The 17,386-nt window shown below is 70.0% G+C and carries 19 protein-coding genes; 7 read left to right on the forward strand and 12 right to left on the reverse strand.

Annotation, left to right across the window (positions count from 1 at the left end):
• Positions 1–120 precede the first annotated feature (120 nt).
• The 4 genes from PGB34_RS18950 to PGB34_RS18965 all read left to right on the forward strand — a co-directional run bounded on the left by PGB34_RS18950 (position 121) and on the right by PGB34_RS18965 (position 3,069).
• Positions 121–1,776, forward strand: coding sequence for an alpha/beta hydrolase family protein (locus PGB34_RS18950; RefSeq protein WP_271429670.1), 1,656 nt, complete (start codon positions 121–123; stop codon positions 1,774–1,776).
• 30 nt (positions 1,777–1,806) lie between these two features.
• Positions 1,807–2,319: a GNAT family N-acetyltransferase gene (locus PGB34_RS18955; protein ID WP_271429854.1), complete on the forward strand. Its 513-nt coding sequence runs from the start codon at positions 1,807–1,809 to the stop codon at positions 2,317–2,319.
• Positions 2,320–2,429: 110 nt separating this feature from the next.
• Positions 2,430–2,831 carry a VOC family protein gene (locus PGB34_RS18960; RefSeq protein WP_271429671.1) on the forward strand — a complete coding sequence of 134 codons (402 nt, stop codon included), beginning with the start codon at positions 2,430–2,432 and terminating at the stop codon, positions 2,829–2,831.
• A gap of 1 nt (position 2,832) precedes the next feature.
• A complete protein-coding gene (locus PGB34_RS18965; protein ID WP_271429672.1) occupies positions 2,833–3,069 on the forward strand; it encodes a VF530 family protein in 237 nt (78 codons plus the stop codon).
• 17 nt (positions 3,070–3,086) lie between these two features.
• Here the strand turns inward: PGB34_RS18965 and PGB34_RS18970 are convergent, their stop codons facing one another.
• From PGB34_RS18970 to purE, 3 genes are all read right to left on the reverse strand, one after another.
• Positions 3,087–4,088: an L-threonylcarbamoyladenylate synthase gene (locus tag PGB34_RS18970; protein WP_271429673.1), complete on the reverse strand. Its 1,002-nt coding sequence runs from the start codon at positions 4,086–4,088 to the stop codon at positions 3,087–3,089.
• A 92-nt stretch (positions 4,089–4,180) separates the two neighbouring features.
• Positions 4,181–5,377, reverse strand: a complete 1,197-nt coding sequence (locus PGB34_RS18975) for a 5-(carboxyamino)imidazole ribonucleotide synthase (RefSeq protein ID WP_271429674.1) — start codon at positions 5,375–5,377, stop codon at positions 4,181–4,183.
• Positions 5,378–5,435: 58 nt separating this feature from the next.
• Positions 5,436–5,981 (reverse strand): 5-(carboxyamino)imidazole ribonucleotide mutase, encoded by a 546-nt coding sequence (purE, locus tag PGB34_RS18980; protein WP_271429675.1) that lies wholly within the window; start codon positions 5,979–5,981, stop codon positions 5,436–5,438.
• Positions 5,982–6,074: 93 nt separating this feature from the next.
• Between purE and PGB34_RS18985 the strand changes: the two genes are divergently transcribed.
• Both PGB34_RS18985 and PGB34_RS18990 read left to right on the forward strand, forming a co-directional pair.
• Complete coding sequence (locus PGB34_RS18985) at positions 6,075–6,995, forward strand: tetratricopeptide repeat protein (protein ID WP_271429676.1); 921 nt, start codon at positions 6,075–6,077, stop codon at positions 6,993–6,995.
• A gap of 101 nt (positions 6,996–7,096) precedes the next feature.
• Positions 7,097–7,567, forward strand: a complete 471-nt coding sequence (locus tag PGB34_RS18990; protein ID WP_271429677.1) for an META domain-containing protein — start codon at positions 7,097–7,099, stop codon at positions 7,565–7,567.
• Positions 7,568–7,594: 27 nt separating this feature from the next.
• Here PGB34_RS18990 and PGB34_RS18995 read toward each other — a convergent pair whose 3' ends face one another.
• The 9 genes from PGB34_RS18995 to def all read right to left on the reverse strand — a co-directional run bounded on the left by PGB34_RS18995 (position 7,595) and on the right by def (position 15,952).
• Positions 7,595–8,503, reverse strand: a complete 909-nt coding sequence (locus PGB34_RS18995) for a phosphoribosylaminoimidazolesuccinocarboxamide synthase (protein ID WP_271429678.1) — start codon at positions 8,501–8,503, stop codon at positions 7,595–7,597.
• 107 nt (positions 8,504–8,610) lie between these two features.
• Complete coding sequence (locus PGB34_RS19000) at positions 8,611–9,498, reverse strand: fructose bisphosphate aldolase (protein ID WP_271429679.1); 888 nt, start codon at positions 9,496–9,498, stop codon at positions 8,611–8,613.
• Positions 9,499–9,631: 133 nt separating this feature from the next.
• Positions 9,632–11,077, reverse strand: a complete 1,446-nt coding sequence (pyk, locus tag PGB34_RS19005; RefSeq protein ID WP_271429680.1) for a pyruvate kinase — start codon at positions 11,075–11,077, stop codon at positions 9,632–9,634.
• 200 nt (positions 11,078–11,277) lie between these two features.
• Complete coding sequence (locus tag PGB34_RS19010) at positions 11,278–12,471, reverse strand: phosphoglycerate kinase (protein ID WP_271429681.1); 1,194 nt, start codon at positions 12,469–12,471, stop codon at positions 11,278–11,280.
• Between the two features lie 79 nt (positions 12,472–12,550).
• Positions 12,551–12,904, reverse strand: a complete 354-nt coding sequence (locus PGB34_RS19015; RefSeq protein ID WP_271429682.1) for an AzlD domain-containing protein — start codon at positions 12,902–12,904, stop codon at positions 12,551–12,553.
• A complete protein-coding gene (locus PGB34_RS19020; RefSeq protein ID WP_271429683.1) occupies positions 12,901–13,641 on the reverse strand; it encodes an AzlC family ABC transporter permease in 741 nt (246 codons plus the stop codon). The genes PGB34_RS19015 and PGB34_RS19020 overlap by 4 nt, the downstream gene beginning before the upstream one ends.
• Positions 13,641–14,603 (reverse strand): methionyl-tRNA formyltransferase, encoded by a 963-nt coding sequence (gene fmt / locus PGB34_RS19025; RefSeq protein WP_271429684.1) that lies wholly within the window; start codon positions 14,601–14,603, stop codon positions 13,641–13,643. Before fmt ends, PGB34_RS19020 begins: the two co-directional genes overlap by 1 nt.
• 107 nt (positions 14,604–14,710) lie before the next feature.
• The gene (locus tag PGB34_RS19030; RefSeq protein ID WP_271429685.1) at positions 14,711–15,208 is read right to left on the reverse strand and encodes a hypothetical protein; all 498 of its coding nucleotides are present in this window, start codon (positions 15,206–15,208) and stop codon (positions 14,711–14,713) included.
• Between the two features lie 213 nt (positions 15,209–15,421).
• Positions 15,422–15,952 carry a peptide deformylase gene (gene def / locus PGB34_RS19035; RefSeq protein ID WP_271429686.1) on the reverse strand — a complete coding sequence of 177 codons (531 nt, stop codon included), beginning with the start codon at positions 15,950–15,952 and terminating at the stop codon, positions 15,422–15,424.
• Positions 15,953–16,124: 172 nt separating this feature from the next.
• On the opposite strand from def, the gene PGB34_RS19040 reads away from it, so the two are divergent.
• Entirely contained in the window at positions 16,125–17,357 is a 1,233-nt protein-coding gene (locus PGB34_RS19040; RefSeq protein WP_271429687.1) for a LysM peptidoglycan-binding domain-containing protein, read from the forward strand.
• Positions 17,358–17,386: the final 29 nt, after the last annotated feature.

A 17,386-nucleotide genomic window follows, 5' to 3' on the forward strand; every position in this document is an offset into this window, starting at 1 on the left:
TTGCACTCTAAGGAGACACAGGCTGCGCGGCGGTGAGTCAACCCGTTCAGCGGTCAAGGCCGGCCTCACTGCATTGACGACTGAAGTTTGAATGATCTGAGACATATAAGGAGACAACCGATGCCCAGCCAGCCGCTTCCACCCTGCCCGCAGCCGCGCCGCGCCCCCAGCGCGCACCAGCGCCTGGTGCGGCACGCGAGCACCGCCGCCGCCGTGCTGGCCACGGCCGTGCTGGCCGCCTGTGGCGGTGGCGGGGGCGGCGGGCCGGTGTTCATCCCGCCCATCGTCACGCCGCCTTCGCCGCCACCCCCACCGCCGCCCCCGCCGCCCAGCAGCCGCGGCACGCTGGTCGAGCCTGCGCAGTCGGTGGCCAGCTTCACGGCCAAGGAGTTCGGCACCCTGCTGGACCTGGACGACAAGGGCCAGGCGCTGGCGCTGATCGCGGGCACGCCCAAGTGCGGCTTCGAGCTGCAGTCGGTGCACTACCACACCGTGGGCGGGAAGGAGGAAGAAACCACCGCCAGCGCCGCGCTGATGGTGCCCACCGGCAGTGACCCGGCCTGCACGGGCCCGCGCCCGATCGTGATGTATGCGCACGGCACCACCACCGACCGCGCCTATGACCTGAGCCGCTGGGTGAACCCCGAGCAGTCCTCGGCGGCCGAGGGCGTGATCCTGGCCGCCATGTTCGCGGCCCAGGGCTACATCGTGGTGGCGCCCAACTATGCGGGCTATGCGCAGTCCAAGCTGCCCTACCACCCCTACCTCAACGGCACGCAGCAGGGACGCGACGTGGCCGATTCGCTCAAGGCGGCGCGCAGCGTGCTGCCGCTGGCAGGTGCCAGCGACAGCGGGGCGCTGCTGCTGACCGGCTACTCCCAGGGCGGCTACGTGGCGCTGGCGGCCCACCGCGAATTGCAGGCCATGGGCCAGAGCGTCACGGCCTCGGCCCCGCTGTCGGCGCCCTCGGCCATCAGCCTGCTGACCGACTACAACTTCCTGGGCTGGCCCGCGCTGGGCTCCACCATCTTCGTGCCGCTGCTGTCCACCAGCTGGCAACAGCAGTTCGGCGATGTCTACAACAGCCCCGATCTGATCTACGAAAGCCAGTACGCGCAGGGCATCGAAAGCCTGCTGCCCAGCCTCACGCCCATCGGCGACCTGATCGCCGCCGGCAAGCTGCCGCTCACCGCGCTGTACCCGGCCAATGCCGTGCCCGGCCCGCTGACGCCCGAGCTGGGCATCTTCTACGGCGCCAACAACCTGATCCGCCAGAGCTACCTCACGGCGGCGGTCAACGACCTGCAGGCCCGACCCTGCCCCGGCAACGCGCTGCCGCCCAGCGCCGGCTCGCTGGCCAACCCGGCGGCGCTGGACTGCCAGCCCGACAACGGCTTGCGCCGCGCCGCGGTCGCCAACGACCTGCGCAACTGGCTGCCCACGCGCCCGGTCTTCTTCTGCGGCGGCGCCGACGATCCCACGGTCAACTTCCTCAGCACCCAGGCCACGGCCGGCTACTTCGCCGCGCGCGGCATGCCGCAGAACATGCTGCAGGTGCTGGACCTGGAGGCCGGAAACAGCGGCGAGGGCGACCCCTACGCCGCCGCGCGCGCCGGCTTCGCCCAGGCCAAGGCCGACCGCTACAACAGCACCGAGGGCGATGCGGCAGTGAAGGCCGAAGCCGTGATCCGCGCCTACCACGGCACCCTGGTGCCGCCCTTCTGCGTGGCCTCGGCGCGTGGCTTCTTCCAGGGGGTGCTGGCGGGCGGAGGCTGAGCGGTGCCACCCGCCGTGTCGGGCTGGCGCCTGGACGCGCCCCTCGCGCTGCGCCCGCTGCGCGAGGATGACCTGCCGCTGCTGCACCGCTGGCTCAACGCGCCCCACGTGTCCCGCTGGTGGGGCGAAGAGCGGCCCGGCCTGGCGCAGGTGCGCGTGCAGTACCACCCCGAGCTGCTGGCTGCCCAGAGGGTGCAGCCGTACATCGTCACGCTGGGCGGGCAGCCCTTTGCCTACGCCCAGTCCTATGTGGCGATGGGCAGCGGCGACGGGTGGTGGGAAGAGGTGCGCGACCCCGGCATCCGCGGCATCGACCAGTCCATTGGCGAAGCCGCGCTGCTGGACCGGGGGCTGGGCACGCGGCTGGTGCGCACATTGCTGGCCCAACTCTTTGCCGACCCCGCCGTCACCCAGGTGCAGACCGACCCCGCCCCGGACAACGCGCGGGCCATCCGCTGCTACGAAAAGGCGGGCTTCAGGCGCGTGCGCACCGTGCATACGCCCGACGGGCCAGCCCTCTACATGCTGTGCGACCGGCCGTGAAGGCCCGCACATGACAGGCCGCGCTGCGCGCTTGCGCTAGGCTGCGCAGCGCTGCCCGGTGCCTGCGGCTGCCGGGCCGTTTTCCTCATCTTCAAGAGACACCCAAGAACATGTTCAGCCACATCATGGTCGGCTCCAACGACCTGCAGCGTTCCAAACGTTTTTATGACGCGGTGCTCGCCGTGCTGGGCGCCGGCGAGCCGGTGCAGAACCAGGCCGGCACGGGCCACAGGCGCCTGTTCTACCGCCATGACGGCGCCTCCTTCTGCGTGAGCGAGCCCATCAACGGCGAAGCCGCCACGCTGGCCAATGGCGGCACCATCGGCTTCAAGTGCAGCTCGCCCGAGCAGGTAGCCCGCTTCCATGACGTGGCCGTGGCCCATGGCGGCACGTCCATCGAAGAGCCGCCAGGCCTGCGCAAGGGCGAGATGGGTGCCTTGTACCTGGCCTATGTGCGCGACCCCGACGGCAACAAGCTGTGCGCCCTGCACCGGCCGCCCAAGGCTGCCTGATATGACTGCTGCCCAGCCCAACAACCCCTTGCATGGCATCACGCTGGAGGCGGTCGTGGTGCGGCTGGCCGAGCACTACGGCTGGGATGGGCTGGCGCGCAAGATCAATATCAACTGCTTCAAGAGCGACCCCTCGGTGAAGTCCAGCCTGAAGTTCTTGCGCAAGACGCCATGGGCGCGCGAGCAGGTGGAGAGCCTGTACGTCTTCACCTTCGCGCCGCGCGGCGGCGCTCAGTAGCCGAGGACCCGCAGCGTTCAGGCCGCAGCCGCGCGCTGCAGCCGGTCGCGCACGCCTTCCCATTCGGGCGTGGCGGGCGGGGTCTCGATCCAGATCAGCTTGACGCCCTCGTCGTCGAACTGGCGCAGCACCGCAAAAAGCTGCTGCGCGGCCAGGGCCGCGTCCTCGGGCATGCGCTTGAGCAGCAGCCGCTGCGAGCCGCTGCGCAGCGCCGCGCGCGACCACACGGCCATGTGCGCGGCGTGCGGGCCCAGCACGTCCAGCCCGGCCTGCAGCGCCTTGGCATCCATCAGCCGCACCTTGGCAGTGGGCGCGTAGTGCGCCTCCAGCGTGCCGGAGGCGCGCGGATCGGGCGCGTTCAGGGTTTCCCGCTCGCGCAGCGGCTGGCCGGCGGCCTGCTCGATCTGCGCGCGCGTGAGGTGCCCGGGGCGCAGCAGCACGGGCGCGCCGCGGCTGCAGTCGACGATGGTGGACTCGATGCCCACGTCGCAGGCACCGCCGTCGAGCACGCGCAGGTCGTCGGCAAATTCGCTGGCCACATGGGCGGCGGTGGTGGGGCTCACGCGGCCGAAGCGGTTGGCGCTGGGGCCGGCCAGGCCCATCACGCCGCGCGCGGCGCAGGCGCTCAGCAGGGCCTGCGCCACGGGGTGGTCGGGGCAGCGCAGGCCGATGGTGTCCTGCCCGCCGGCCGCCACGGCCCCCACGCCTTCGCGGCGGGGCACGATCAGGGTCAGCGGCCCGGGCCAGAAGGCGCGCGCCAGCGCCTGGGCAAAGGGCGGCAGCGACTGCGCGAAATGCGCCACGGCCGCCGTGCCAGCCGCGCCTGCGGCCACATGCACGATCAGCGGATGGTCGGCCGGCCGGCCCTTGGCCGCGAAGATGCCGCGCACGGCCTCGTCCTGGCCCGCGTCGGCGCCCAGGCCATAGACCGTTTCAGTCGGGAAGGCCACCAGATGGCCCGCCTGCAGGGCCTGCGCGGCCTGCTGGATGGCGGCGGGGTCGCGGCCGTCGAGAATCATCTCAGTGGCGCCCGGCCGCCCGAAGGCACTGAGGCACCCCCTCGGGGGGCAGCGGACCTCGCGAAGCGGGGGAGCGTGGGGGTAGTTTCATTTCAAGCTGCAGCGTCGGTGAGCCCCAGCAGGCTGGCGGCCTGCGCGGCGGTCTCGCGCATCTGCGCCACATCGGCGCCGGTGATGTTCAGGTGGCCCATCTTGCGGCCGCGTCGCGCCTCGGTCTTGCCGTACAGGTGCAGGTGGGTGCCGGGCAGCGCCAGCACGCGGTCCCAGGGCGGTTCCACCTGCTGGTTGCTGCCACGCGCGAACCACAGGTCGCCCAGCAGGTTGAGCATGATCACCGGGCTGTGCTGGCGCGGCGCCACCAGCGGCAGGCCGGCCAGGGTGCGCACCTGCAAGTCGAACTGCGAGACGTCGCAGGCGTCGAGCGTGTAGTGGCCGCTGTTGTGCGGGCGCGGCGCCATTTCGTTGATGACCAGGCTGCCGTCGGCCAGCACGAAGAATTCGATGCACAGCACGCCCACATAGTCGAGGCCGTCGGCCACCGAGACGGCGGCGGCCACGGCCTGCCGGGCCAGGCCGGCGTCCAGCACCTGCTCGTGCACTTCGGTCACGGCCAGGATGCCGTCCTTGTGCAGGTTGCGCTGCACCGGGAAATGCACGCTCTGGCCATCGCGGCTGCGCGCCACGATCACCGAGCATTCGGCGGCCAGCGGCAGGCGCTGCTCCAGCACGCAGGGCACGCGGCCCGTGGCTTCCCAGGCGCGGGCCAGTTCGGCGGCCGAATGCACGCTCTGCTGGCCCTTGCCGTCGTAGCCCATGCGCGCGGTCTTGAGAATGCCCGGCAAAAGGCTGGGCGACACGGCGGCCAGCTGCTCGGCGCTTTCGATCACCGCATAGGGCGCGCAGCCCACGCCGCTGGCGGCGGCGCAGCGCGTGAAATGGGCTTTCTCAAGGATGCGGTCCTGCGCGATGCCCACGGCCTGCGCGCCGGGCGCCACGGGCCGGTCGCCGGCCAGCGAAGCGAGCGCCTGCGCCGGCACGTTCTCGAACTCGGTGGTGATCGCATCGGCCAGCTTGGACAACCGGGCCAGGCCGTCGCCGTCCAGGTAGTCGGAATGGATGTGGTGATGGCTCACGCGGCCGGCCGGGCTGTCCGCATCCGGGTCGAGCACGGCCGTGAAGTAGCCCATGGCCTGCGCCGCGTGCACGAACATGCGGCCCAGCTGGCCGCCGCCCATCACGCCCAGCGTGCTGCCGGGCAGGAGGGCCGAAGTGACGGTCGCGGGGCTCATTGGAAGACCTCCGTGCTGCGCACTGCGGTGCGAGCCGCTTCGGGCGGCCGGGCGCGGCTCACAGAGCACCTCCGCCCTGGGGCGTGAAGGGGGAGACGGCCTCGATGGGCGCCACGGGCGGCAGCGTCATGGCCGTGGCGGCCTCGGTCTGGCGCGAGCGGAACTCGTCGAGCTTCGCGCGCAGCGCCGGGTCGTTGACGGCCAGCATGGCCACGGCGAACAGCGCCGCGTTGGCCGCGCCCGCATTGCCGATGGCGAAGGTGGCCACCGGTACGCCCTTGGGCATCTGCACGATGCTGTAGAGCGAATCGACGCCCTGCAGGTGCCGGCTGGCCACGGGCACGCCCAGCACGGGCACCGTGGTCTTGGAGGCCAGCATGCCCGGCAGGTGCGCGGCACCGCCGGCGCCGGCAATGATGGCCGAAAGGCCGCGCCCGGCGGCGCTTTCGGCGTAGGCGAACAGGGCATCGGGCATGCGGTGGGCCGACACCACCTTCGCTTCGTGGGCAATGCCGAATTGGGTCAGAATCTCGGCCGCATTGCGCATCGTCTCCCAATCGGAGTTCGAGCCCATGACGACGCCGACTTGGATGGTTTCACTCATGGCTTGGAATTCTACGTTTGGCCCCCAGCTTCGCGGATGCCGCGGCGCCCTGGCCCTCCAGGTGCCGCCTGTCCCCACTGCCTTGCCGCCACCATGATCGACATCACCCTCGACAATTTCCAGACCGAACTGGTCGAAGCTTCGCTCACCACGCCCGTGTTGCTGGACATCTGGGCCGAATGGTGCGGCCCCTGCAAGCAGCTGGGCCCCGTGCTGGAAAGCCTCGAGGTCGAGTACGAGGGCCGCTTCAAGCTGGCCAAGCTGGACGCCGACAAGGTGCCGCAGCTGTCCAGCCAGCTCTCGCAGATGTTCGGCGTGCGCAGCATCCCCTTTTGCGTGATGTTCGTGGGCGGCCAGCCCGTGGACGGTTTCGTCGGCGCACAGCCGGCCGCGCAGATCCGCGAGTTTCTGGACAAGCATGTGCCCGGCGCCGACGAGCTGGAAGCGCAGCAGCAGGAAGAGCAGGCCCAGGAGGCCCTGGCCGAGGGCGACACCGACGCCGCGCTGGAAAAGCTGCAACACGCCGTGGCCACCGACCCGGCCAACGAGGATGCCCGCTTCGACTACGTGAAGCTGCTGCTGCAGCTGGGCCGCGAGGACGATGCCAAGGTGGCGTTCGCGCCCGTGATCGACCGCCGCGCCCTGGTACGCCGTTTCGATTCGCTGCAGCGCTGGATGGACGCCATCGACGCCGCCGGTGACAGCAGCCAGTGGGCGCAGCGCCTGGCCGATGCCGACGCGAAGATCGCCGCCGCCAAGCGCGACTTCGACGCCCGCTTCGCACGCGCGCAGCTGCTCATGGCCCAGCAGCAGTGGACGGCGGCCATGGACGAGCTGCTCGAGATCCTGATGCGCGACAAGGCCTGGAGCGAGGAGCTGGCGCGCAAGACCTACATCGCCATCCTGGATGTGATCGAGCCGCCCAAGCCCAAGGTGGCCGAAGGCCAGATCCCGCCCGACGACCCGACGGTGGCCACCTACCGCCGCCGCCTGTCGAGCGTGGTGCTCAGCTGAACACGCTGTACTGAGCCTGCGCCGGCCCGTGCTGCCCCGGCGCCGGCGGCAACGTTAGGATGCGAACCTCTGTCACATCCTGACGCATACCTGTTGCCGCCATGCGCCTTCCTGCCCGTCATTTCTTTCGTGCACCGCGTCTCGCCCCCGTGGCGGCCACGCTGCTGATGGCTGTCGCGCTGGGCGCCTGCAGCAGCGGCATCGACCTGGACGAGCCCATCGAAGGCCCGATGTGGCGCCTGGTGCAGCTGGGCGAGCAGCGGCCCGTGCCCGGCCCCGATGCCGCGCGCGAGCCCCATGTGCAGTTCGACCTGCAGGGGCGCGTGAGCGGATCGGGCGGCTGCAATCGCCTGTCGGGCGGCTTCACGCGCAACGGCGCGCAGCTGCGGCTGAGCCAGCTGGGCGCCACGCGCATGGCCTGCGCCGATGCGGCACGCAGCGCGCTGGAAACCGCCTTCTTCCAGGCCTTGCAGACCACGGCCAGCTACCGGCTCAGCGGCCCGGGCCAGATGGCGCTGCTGGACGCCAATGGCCGCACGCTGGCACGGCTGGAGGCCGGGCAGCGGCGCTGACGACGCAGGCGCCGGCCAGCGAGGGCCTCAGCCCGTCAGCCGCTCCAGCGCCTCGCGGTACTTGGCGGCGGTCTTGTCGATCACCTCGCGCGGCAGGCGCGGCGCGGGCGGGGTCTTGTCCCAGGGCTTGCCGTTGATGCGCACGGCCTCGAGCCAGTCGCGCACGAACTGCTTGTCGTAGCTGGGCGGGTTGGCGCCGGTAGCCAGCGCCTCCTCGTAGCCCTCCACGGGCCAGTAGCGCGAGCTGTCCGGCGTGAGCACCTCGTCCATCAGCACCAGCTGGCCCTGCTCGTCCAGGCCGAACTCGAACTTGGTGTCGGCAATGATCATGCCCTTGGTCAGCGCGATGGCGGCGGCGGCTTCGTAGATCGCGATGCTGGTTTCGCGGATCTGCTGGGCCAGCCTGGGGCCGATCATCTCGACCACGCGTTCGTAGCTGATGTTTTCGTCATGCTCGCCCACGGCGGCCTTGGCCGCGGGCGTGAAGATGGCCTGCGGCAGCTTTTGCGAGTTGCGCAGCCCTTCGGGCAGCGGCACGCCGCACACGTTCTGGCCGGCCTGGTACTCCTTCCAGCCGCTGCCGGCCAGGTAGCCGCGCACCACCGCTTCCACCGGAATGGGTTTGAGGCGCTTGACCAGCATGGAGCGGCCGCGCACCTGGGGCACCTCGGCGCTCTGCACCGCGCTTTCGGGCGCGTCGCCGGTCAGGTGGTTGGGGCACAGATGGCCCAGGCGGTCGAACCACCACAGCGCCATCTGCGTGAGGATCTCGCCCTTGCCCGGAATGGGCTCGCCCATGATCACGTCGAAGGCCGACAGCCGGTCGCTGGCCACCATGAGGATGCGGTCCTCGCCCACGGCATAGTTGTCGCGCACCTTGCCGCGCGCAAGCAGGGGCAGGCTCTGGATGGAGGAGGTGTGGACGGTGTTCGTCATGGCAGTTCGGCAAAGCGGGAGGCAGCGCGCATTGTGCGCGCAGAAAAAAGCCACCGCAGCGGGTGGCTGGTGGGCAGGACGGGGCCTGCAGGCAGGCGCGGCCCGGCTCAGATGATCGAGGCCTGGTAGATAGCCTCGATGGCCTTGTCCAGCGCGCCGTTGAACTCGGCATCGCTTTGCTGGGCCGACAGGCCTTCGGTCAGGGCGCGGCTGAAGCTGGCGATGACGCCGGGGTTCTTGGCCAGCATGGCGTTCGACTCATCGCGGCTGTAGCCGCCCGACAGGGCCACCACGCGCACGACCTTGGGGTGCTTGACCAGCTCGGTGTAGAAGCCGTCCACGGTGGGGATGGTGAGCTTGAGCATCACCTTCTGGTCGGCGCCCAGCGCGTCCAGTTCCTTGATCAGCGCGGCTTTGAGCAGGGCCTCGGCTTCCTTCTTGTCGTTCGCATTGATGTTCACTTCGGGCTCGATGATGGGCATCAGGCCGGCCGCCAGGATCTGCTTGCCCACGGCGAACTGCTGCGCCACCACGGCTTCGATGCCCTTGGCGTTGGCGGCATTGACCACCGAGCGCATCTTGGTGCCGAAGATGCCCTTCTTGGCGGCGCGCGCCAGCAGCGCGTCGAGTTCGGGCATGGGCTTCATCACCTGCACGCCGTCGGCTTCGTCGGCCAGGCCCTTGTCCACCTTCAGGAAGGGCACGACCTGCTTCTTCTCCCACAGGTACTGGGCGGCGTCCATGCCTTCGAACTGGCGGTCCATGGTCATCTCGAACAGGATGGCGCCGAGCACGCGCTCGCCGGTGAAGGCCGGGCTGCTCACGATGCGCGCGCGCATGGCGTGGACCAGGTCGAACATCTCGGCCTCGTTCTTGTAGGCCGACTCTTCGACGCCATAGAGCTTCAGTGCCTTGGGCGTGCTGCCGCCGCTCTGGTCCAGCGCGGCGATGAAGCCGTTGCCCGTGGAGACTTTCTTGAGTTGGTCCTGATTCACTGTGTCGCTCGCTCTTTGCTGTGGTGTTCGGGGAGCCGCCGGTGGCGGCGCTCGGTCAGCCCGGGATTGTAGAAGGCTGGGCACGGCCCCCGGCCCGTGCCGGCGTAGGAGGGCGCCGCAGCCCGCCTGCGGCTCAGCTGGCGCGGCAGATCTTGAGCATGTTGGTGCCGCCCGGCGCGCCCATGGGCTCGCCGCAGGTGATGGCGTACACGTCGCCGCTTTGCACGATGCCGCGCTTCTTCAGGTGGGCCTCGGCGCGCTCCAGGGCGGTGTCGCGGTCGGTTTCCGAGTCCATCAGCAGCGGGCGCACGTTGCGGTACAGCGCCATCTTGCGCTGCGTGGCCAGGCGCGAGGTCAGGGCATAGACCGGGATGTGCGCCGCATGCCGGCTCATCCACAGCGGCGTGGAGCCCGATTCGGTCAGCGCCACGATGGCCTTGGCGCCCAGGTGGTGGGCCGTGAACAGCGCGCCCATGGCGATGGACTGGTCGATGCGCGAATAGTGGCCGCGGAAGTCCAGGTCCAGCGACGGGTCCTCGGCCTGCTCGGCGGCTTCGCAGATGCGGCTCATCTCCTGCACCGTCTCCAGCGGGTAGCGGCCCGAGGCGGTTTCCGCGCTCAGCATCACGGCGTCGGTGCCGTCGAGCACGGCGTTGGCCACGTCGCTCACCTCGGCGCGCGTGGGCACGGGGTTGGTGATCATCGACTCCATCATCTGCGTGGCGGTGATGACGACCTTGTCCATCTCGCGCGCCAGCCGGATCATCTTCTTCTGCAGCGCCGGCACTGCGGCGTTGCCCACTTCCACCGCCAGATCGCCGCGCGCGACCATGATGCCGTCGCTGGCCCTGAGGATCTCCTCCAGCTTCGGGATGGCCTCGGCCCGCTCGATCTTGGCGATCATGCCCGGCTTGTGGCCGAACTCCGCGCCCGCCACATTGCACAGCTGGCGCGCCATTTCCATGTCGGTGGCGTTCTTGGGAAAGCTCACGGCCACGTAGTCGGCCTGGAAGCTCATGGCGGTCTTGATGTCCTCCATGTCCTTGGCCGTCAGTGCGGGCGCCGTGAGGCCGCCGCCCTGGCGGTTGATGCCCTTGTTGTTCGACAGTTCGCCGCCGAGCCTGACGGTGGTGTGGACCTGCTCGCCGCGCACCGCGTCCACCGCCAGCACGATCAGGCCGTCGTTGAGCAGCAGCCGGTCGCCGGGCTTCACGTCGCGCGGCAGGTCCTTGTAGTCCAGGCCCACGGCGTCGATGTCGCCGGGCTCGGTGCGTGCGGCGTCCAGCGTGAACTTGGCGCCGGGCTCCAGCCAGACCTTGCCCTCGGCGAACTTGCCCACGCGGATCTTCGGGCCCTGCAGGTCGGCCATGATGGCCACCTCGCGGCCGGCGATGCGTGCGGCCTCGCGCACCATCGCGGCGCGGGCGATGTGGTCCTGCGCGGTGCCGTGGCTGAAGTTCAGCCGCACAACGCTGACCTTGTGCGTGATCATGGCTTCGAGCATCTGGGGCGTGCTGGAGGCTGGGCCCAGGGTGGCGACGATCTTGGTGGCGTGGCGCGGCAGGCGGTCGGGATTCATGCGGGGTGTCTCCGGAAGGCGCATCGCGGGCCGTCCTCCCATGAAGACGTCGACCGGTGCCAGAACATTTTCACATGCAGCAATGACGGCTCACGATACGGCGACGTTGATGAGGGCCATGCCGCGGGCGCGGCACCGTGCGGACGAAAAAAGCCCGCTTGCGCGGGCTCCGGGCTGCGTGCCGCAAGGCAGTGTGCCGATCAGCCGGCTGCGCGCTTGGCCAGGATCTCGAAGGCCGGCAGGGTCTTGCCTTCCAGCACTTCCAGGAAGGCGCCGCCGCCCGTGGAGATGTAGCCCACGTCCTTCTCGATGCCGTACTTGGCGATGGCCGCCAGCGTGTCGCCGCCGCCCGCGATGCTGAAGGCGCTGCTTTCGGCAACGGCGCGCGCGATGGCTTCCGTGCCCTTGGCGAAGGCGTCGAACTCGAACACGCCCACGGGGCCGTTCCAGACGATGGTGCCGGCCGCCTTGAGCTGCGCCGCCAGGCGGGCCGCGGTCTTGGGGCCGATGTCCAGGATCAGGTCATCGTCGGCCACCTCGCTGGCGGCCTTCACGGTGGCGGGCGCGTCGGCTGCGAAGCTCTTGGCCGTGACCACGTCCTCGGGGATCGGCACCTCGGCGCCGCGCGCCTTCATGGCCTCGATCACGGCCTTGGCTTCGCCCACGAGGTCGGGCTCGGCCAGGCTCTTGCCGATGGGCAGGCCGGCGGCCAGCAGGAAGGTGTTGGCAATGCCGCCGCCGACGATCAGGCCGTCCACGTTCTTGGCCAGCGACTGCAGGATGGTGAGCTTGGTGCTGACCTTGGAGCCGGCCACGATGGCGATCAGCGGGCGCCTGGGCGCGGCCAGGGCCTTGGAGATGGCGTCGATCTCGGCCGCCAGCAGCGGGCCGGCGCTGGCCGTCTTCGCAAATTGCGCGATGCCGTAGGTCGTGGCTTCGGCGCGGTGGGCGGTGCCGAAGGCGTCATTCACGTAGATGTCGCACAGCGCGGCCAGCTTCCTGGCCAGCGCCTCGTCGTTCTTCTTCTCGCCCTTGTTGACGCGGCAGTTCTCCAGCAGCACGACCTGGCCGGGCTGCACCTGCACGCCGTCGGTCCAGTCGGCCACCAACGGGACTTCGCGGCCCAGCAGCTCGCCCAGGCGCCTGGCCACGGGGGCTAGCGAATCCTCGGGCTTGAAGGCGCCCTCGGTGGGGCGGCCCAGGTGCGAGGTGACCATCACGGCGGCGCCGGCATCCAGCGCCATCTGGATGCAGGGCACCGAGGCGCGCACGCGCGTGTCCTCGGTGATGTTGCCGGCGTCGTCCTGCGGCACGTTGAGGTCGGCGCGGATGAACACGCGCTGGCCGGCGGCCTTGCCTTGCGCACACAGGTCGGAGAAGCGGAGAACGTTCATGGATTCGGGAGCCTGCAAGTTGAAATGAATGCCGTGGCGGCGCCGGGCGCCGCGATGGCGCACATTCTAGAAAGGGCGGCTACCAGCCCAGTCCCATGTGCAGCGGCAGGTACACGGCCATGCCCACCAGCATGGTGCCCAGCACGCCGCCGCGCCAGAAGTACCAGGCCGCACCGATGGCCGCCGCATACAGGCGCGCGTCCTGCCAGGTGCTGATCAACTGGCCGTTGCTCATCACGATCTCGGGCGCGATCACGGCTGCCAGCGCCGCGGCCGGCGCGTAGTGCAGCGCACGGTGCGCCCAGTCGGGCAGGCCCCAGGGGCGGTCCATGATGAAGAAGAAGCAGCGCGTGAGCACCGTGACCACGGCCAGCCCCGCGATCACGGCCAGTGTCCAGAGATCGGTCATGCCTGCGATGGCGCCGCTGTTCATCGTGCGTCCTCCGCCTCGGCGTCCAGGCCCATCTGCTTTTCGAGCCAGAAGCACAGCAGCACGGCCACGCCGATGCCGGCCACGATGTTGAGCTTGAGCGGCAGCGCATAGGCGACCACGGCGGTGGCGCCGGCGATGAGCGCCGCCAGCAGCCGCAGCCGCGTGGTGGCCATGGAGCACACGATGGCCACCAGGCTCAGCACGCCGGCAAAGCCCAGGCCCCAGTGCGTGGGGATGAAATTGGCCAGCGCGATGCCCAGCAGGCTCATGCCCATCCAGGTGCACCAGTTGATGGCGTAGCCGCCGACGAGGTAGGCCTCCTGCTCCTCGCGCTGCGAGGGCAGCACGCCGGGCGTGGGATAGCGGCGCGTGAACAGGGCGTAGCTCATGTCGGCCGTGAGATAGCCATGCAGCAGGCGGCGCCAGCGCGGCATGTGCATCAGGTAGGGCCGCAGGTGCAGGCTGAACACCACGAAGCGCAGGTTCACGCAAAAACCCGTGGCCAGGATCACCCAGGCCGGGGCGCCCGCGATCAGCAGCGGAATGGCCGCCAGCTGCGAGCTGCCGGCAAAGACCAAGAGGGTCATGGCCACGGCCTCGACCACGCTCATGCCCGACTTGAGCATGGCCACGCCGGTCATCAGGCCCCAGGCGCCAATGCCCACCGAGACGGCCGCCATCTCGCGCCAGCCCTCGCGGAACGCCGGGTGGCGCCGGATCGAGGCGGAGAGGAACATCAGCTTTCAGGCCCGCCGAAGACCTGGCCCGCCTTCACATCGAAGCCGCGCAAAAAATCTGCCGCACCCAGGCGCTTGCCGCCCGCGCGCTGCAGCTGCGTCAGGCGCAGCACGCCATCGCCCGTGGCCACGTCGATGCCTTCGGCGCCCGCGGCCAGCACCGTGCCGGGCGCGGCGTCGTGCGACAGCGGCAAGGCCTGCGCGGCCCAGAGCTTGAGGCTTTCGCCGTCCAGCGCGCCCAGTGCGCCGGGGAAGGGGTCGAAGGCGCGGATGCGGCGCGCCAGGTCGGCGGCCGGCAGTTGCCAGTCCAGCGGGGCCTCGGCCTTCTCGATCTTGTGCGCGTAGGTCACACCTTCTTCGGGTTGGCGCACTGGCTGCAGCGCGCCGGCTTCGGCCAGGCGCAGCGCCTGCACGATCAGCCGGCCGCCTTGCGCGGCCAGGCGGTCGTGCAGCTGGGCCGTGCTGTCCTCGCCGATGGCCAGGCTTTCGGCCAGCAGCATGTCGCCGGTGTCCAGCCCTGCGTCCATCTGCATGATGGTGACGCCGGTTTTGCTGTCGCCTGCCTCGATGGCGCGATGAATCGGCGCCGCGCCGCGCCAGCGCGGCAACAGGCTGGCGTGGATATTCAGGCACCCCAGGCGCGGCAGCTCCAGCACCCACTGCGGCAGGATCAGCCCGTAAGCCGCCACCACCATCACGTCGGCTTGGGCCGCCAGCAGCGCCTCGCGCGCGGCGGCGGCGTCCTCGGGGTACTTGCCGTCCAGGCGCAGGCTGCGCGGCTGCGCCACGGGCCAGCCCTGCTGCTGCGCGTACTGCTTGACCGGCGACGCCTGCAGCTTCATGCCGCGGCCGGCCGGGCGGTCGGGCTGGGTCAGCACCAGCGCAATGTCGAAGCCTGCCTCATGCAGGGCCGCCAGGGCCACGCTGGCGAATTCGGGCGTGCCCGCAAAAACTACTCTCACTGGGACTGTGCTTCCTCGTCGGTGTGTGCTGCGTGGCAGCGGTGCCGGCGCAGCATGCGCCACCATTGTTTCAGGCGCGCGGGCGGCGCGGCGTCGCCCAGGGGCGTTCAGGGCCTCGAGTTGGGTGGCACGAAGCGCAGGTCGTCGCCCACGTGGTAGCGGCGCACCACACCCTGCGGGTCCAGGTAGATGTAGAGCAGGCGGGGGTTGTTGAGCTGCCGGTAGCGCCACTGCCAGACGTCGCCGTTGAAGGAGCTCACGCGCGAGATCTCCTCGGGCCGGCCGTAGGTGCGCAGCACGTCGGGCACCCGCCATTCGTCCACGCGGATGTCGTGGGCGAAGCGCCCCTCGTCCATCACCTGCGTCACCGACACCACGCGGCCCTGCGCGTCCAGGTCGACATTGCTGACCTCGAAGCCCATGGGCTGGCGCGAGTACTGCAGGCGTTCGCCCTGCGCCAGCGCGTAGCTGGCGGTGGGCGGGCCCAGCCGCTGGAGGGTTTCTGCACGCGAGGTGCCGGGTGCGATCCAGGTGGGCTCCGACACGCAGCCCGCCAGCAGCAGCAGGCCCAGCGTGGCGGCAGCGGCGGGGAGGGACTTCTTCATCGTCATGTCAGTGACGCCCGGCCGCCCGAAGGCACTGACGCACCCCCTTGGGGGGCAGCGGACCGCGCGAAGCGGGGAAGCGTGGGGGCTGTTTCATGTCAGTGACGCCCGGCCGCCCGAAGGCACTGACGCACCCCCTTGGGGGGCAGCGGACCGCGCGAAGCGGGGAAGCGTGGGGGCTGTTTCATATCAGTGGCGCCCGGCCGCCGGTTCTCAAGCACCACGGCGCGCCGTGTCGCGCTGTTCGTCGCGCTGCTGCTTGAGCAGCTTGGTCTTGATGCGGTTGCGCTTGAGCGGCGAGAGGTACTCGACGAACACCTTGCCCATCAGGTGGTCCAGCTCGTGCTGGATGCAGATGGCCAGCAGGCCCTCGGCCTCGATCTCGCGCTGCTCGCCCTGCGCGTCCAGCGCCCGCACCTTGACCGAGGTCGAGCGCTCCACGCCGTCATAGATGCCGGGCACCGAAAGGCAGCCTTCTTCGTTGAGCACCTTTTCCGGGCTGGCCCAGGTGATCTCGGGGTTGATCAGCACCATGGGCTGATCGCGGTCCTCGGACACGTCGATCACGACCACGCGCTCGTGGGCGTCGACCTGCGTGGCCGCCAGGCCGATGCCATTGGCGTCATACATGGTCTCGATCATGTCGGCCACCAGGGCCTGGATGCGCGCATCCACGGCCTGCACGGGTCTTGCCACCGTGTGCAGGCGAGGATCGGGGTAACTCAGAATGGTTCGCAGGGCCATGAATACGGGGAAAGTTGTGGCTATTTTCGCCATTTCCATACCCTGAGGGCGTTGCAGCGCGCGATTGACGTTGCCGTCGGCGGGGCTTCAGCGCAAAATTCGTAGCAAATTGTGAGTATTTGTTCACCTACAGAATCGCGCAGCTATTGCGCGGTGAGCAACCATCCGATCCATGAAAAAAGTCAGTCGCCATCCCTCCTTCTGCCCGTCTGCGGTCCTCGGTGGCATCGCCCTGGCTTCGGCCCTGGGCCTGGCCGGGACGGCCCGCGACGCCCGGGCCCAGAACTACCCCATCACGCCCGCGCAGCGCGCCACGGCCCAGCAGACCGCGCAGCAGGGCGTGCCGCTGTCCGAGCTGGCGCCCAACGCGCCTGACGAATACACCGTCCGGCGCGGCGACACGCTGTGGGCCATCTCGCGGCTGTTCCTGCGCAGCCCCTGGCGCTGGCCGGAGCTGTGGGGCATGAACCTGCAGGACATCGCCAACCCGCACCGCATCTACCCAGGCCAGGTGCTCTACCTGGACAAGAGCAACGGCCGCGCCCGCCTGGCGCTGCGCCGCGGCGAAGGCTTCGGCAGCGGCGGCACCATCAAGCTGTCCCCCCGCACGCGCTACGAAGGGGCTTCCGACCTGTCGCTGCCCACCATCGACCCGAACCTGATCGAGGCCTTCCTGACCGAGCCCGAGATCCTGGACGACGAGGCCACGCTGGCGCAGGCGCCGCGCATCGTGGGCGCCAGCGACAACCGGGTGCTGCTCACCCGCGGCGACCGGGCCTATGCGCGCGGCGTGCCGGGTGCGCCGCTGCTGCTGCCGGTGGACGGCCCGCTGCCGCAGCTGCGCGTGTTTCGCTCCGCCACCCCGCTGAAGGACCCCGGCACCGGCGAGATCCTGGGCTACGAGGCCCAGTACCTGGGCAAGGTGCGGGTGGAGCGCGGCGAGACGACCGAGAACCAGATGCAGAACGGCGCCAGCAGCACGATGGTGGTGCCGGCCACGGTGGACGTGATGGCCGCGCGCGAGGAAATCCGCGCCGGCGACCGCCTGCTGCCCGAGCCGCCGCGCCAGCTGGTGAGCTACGTGCCGCGCGCGCCGCAGCTGCCCATCGAGGGCGGTCGCATCGTCTCGGTCTATGGCAATGCGGTGAGCTACATCGGCCAGAACCAGATCGTCAGCATCAACAAGGGCCTGCGCGACGGCATCGAGAGCGGCCACGTGCTGGCCATCCTCAAGAACGGCGAAACCATCGTGGACCGCACGGGCGGCACCAAGGAAACGTTGAAGCTGCCCAATGAGCGCGCGGGCCTGCTGATGGTGTTCCGCACCTTCGAGAAGGCCTCCTACGCACTGGTGCTGGAAATCAGCGCCAACCCGCGTGCCGGCGACCTGCTGGCCAACCCCTGACGGCGTTCCGGCGCCCGCTGCCGCCGCCG

It is taken from the genome of Xenophilus arseniciresistens (assembly GCF_028023875.1).
In the GTDB taxonomy this organism is placed as follows: domain Bacteria; phylum Pseudomonadota; class Gammaproteobacteria; order Burkholderiales; family Burkholderiaceae_C; genus Xenophilus; species Xenophilus arseniciresistens.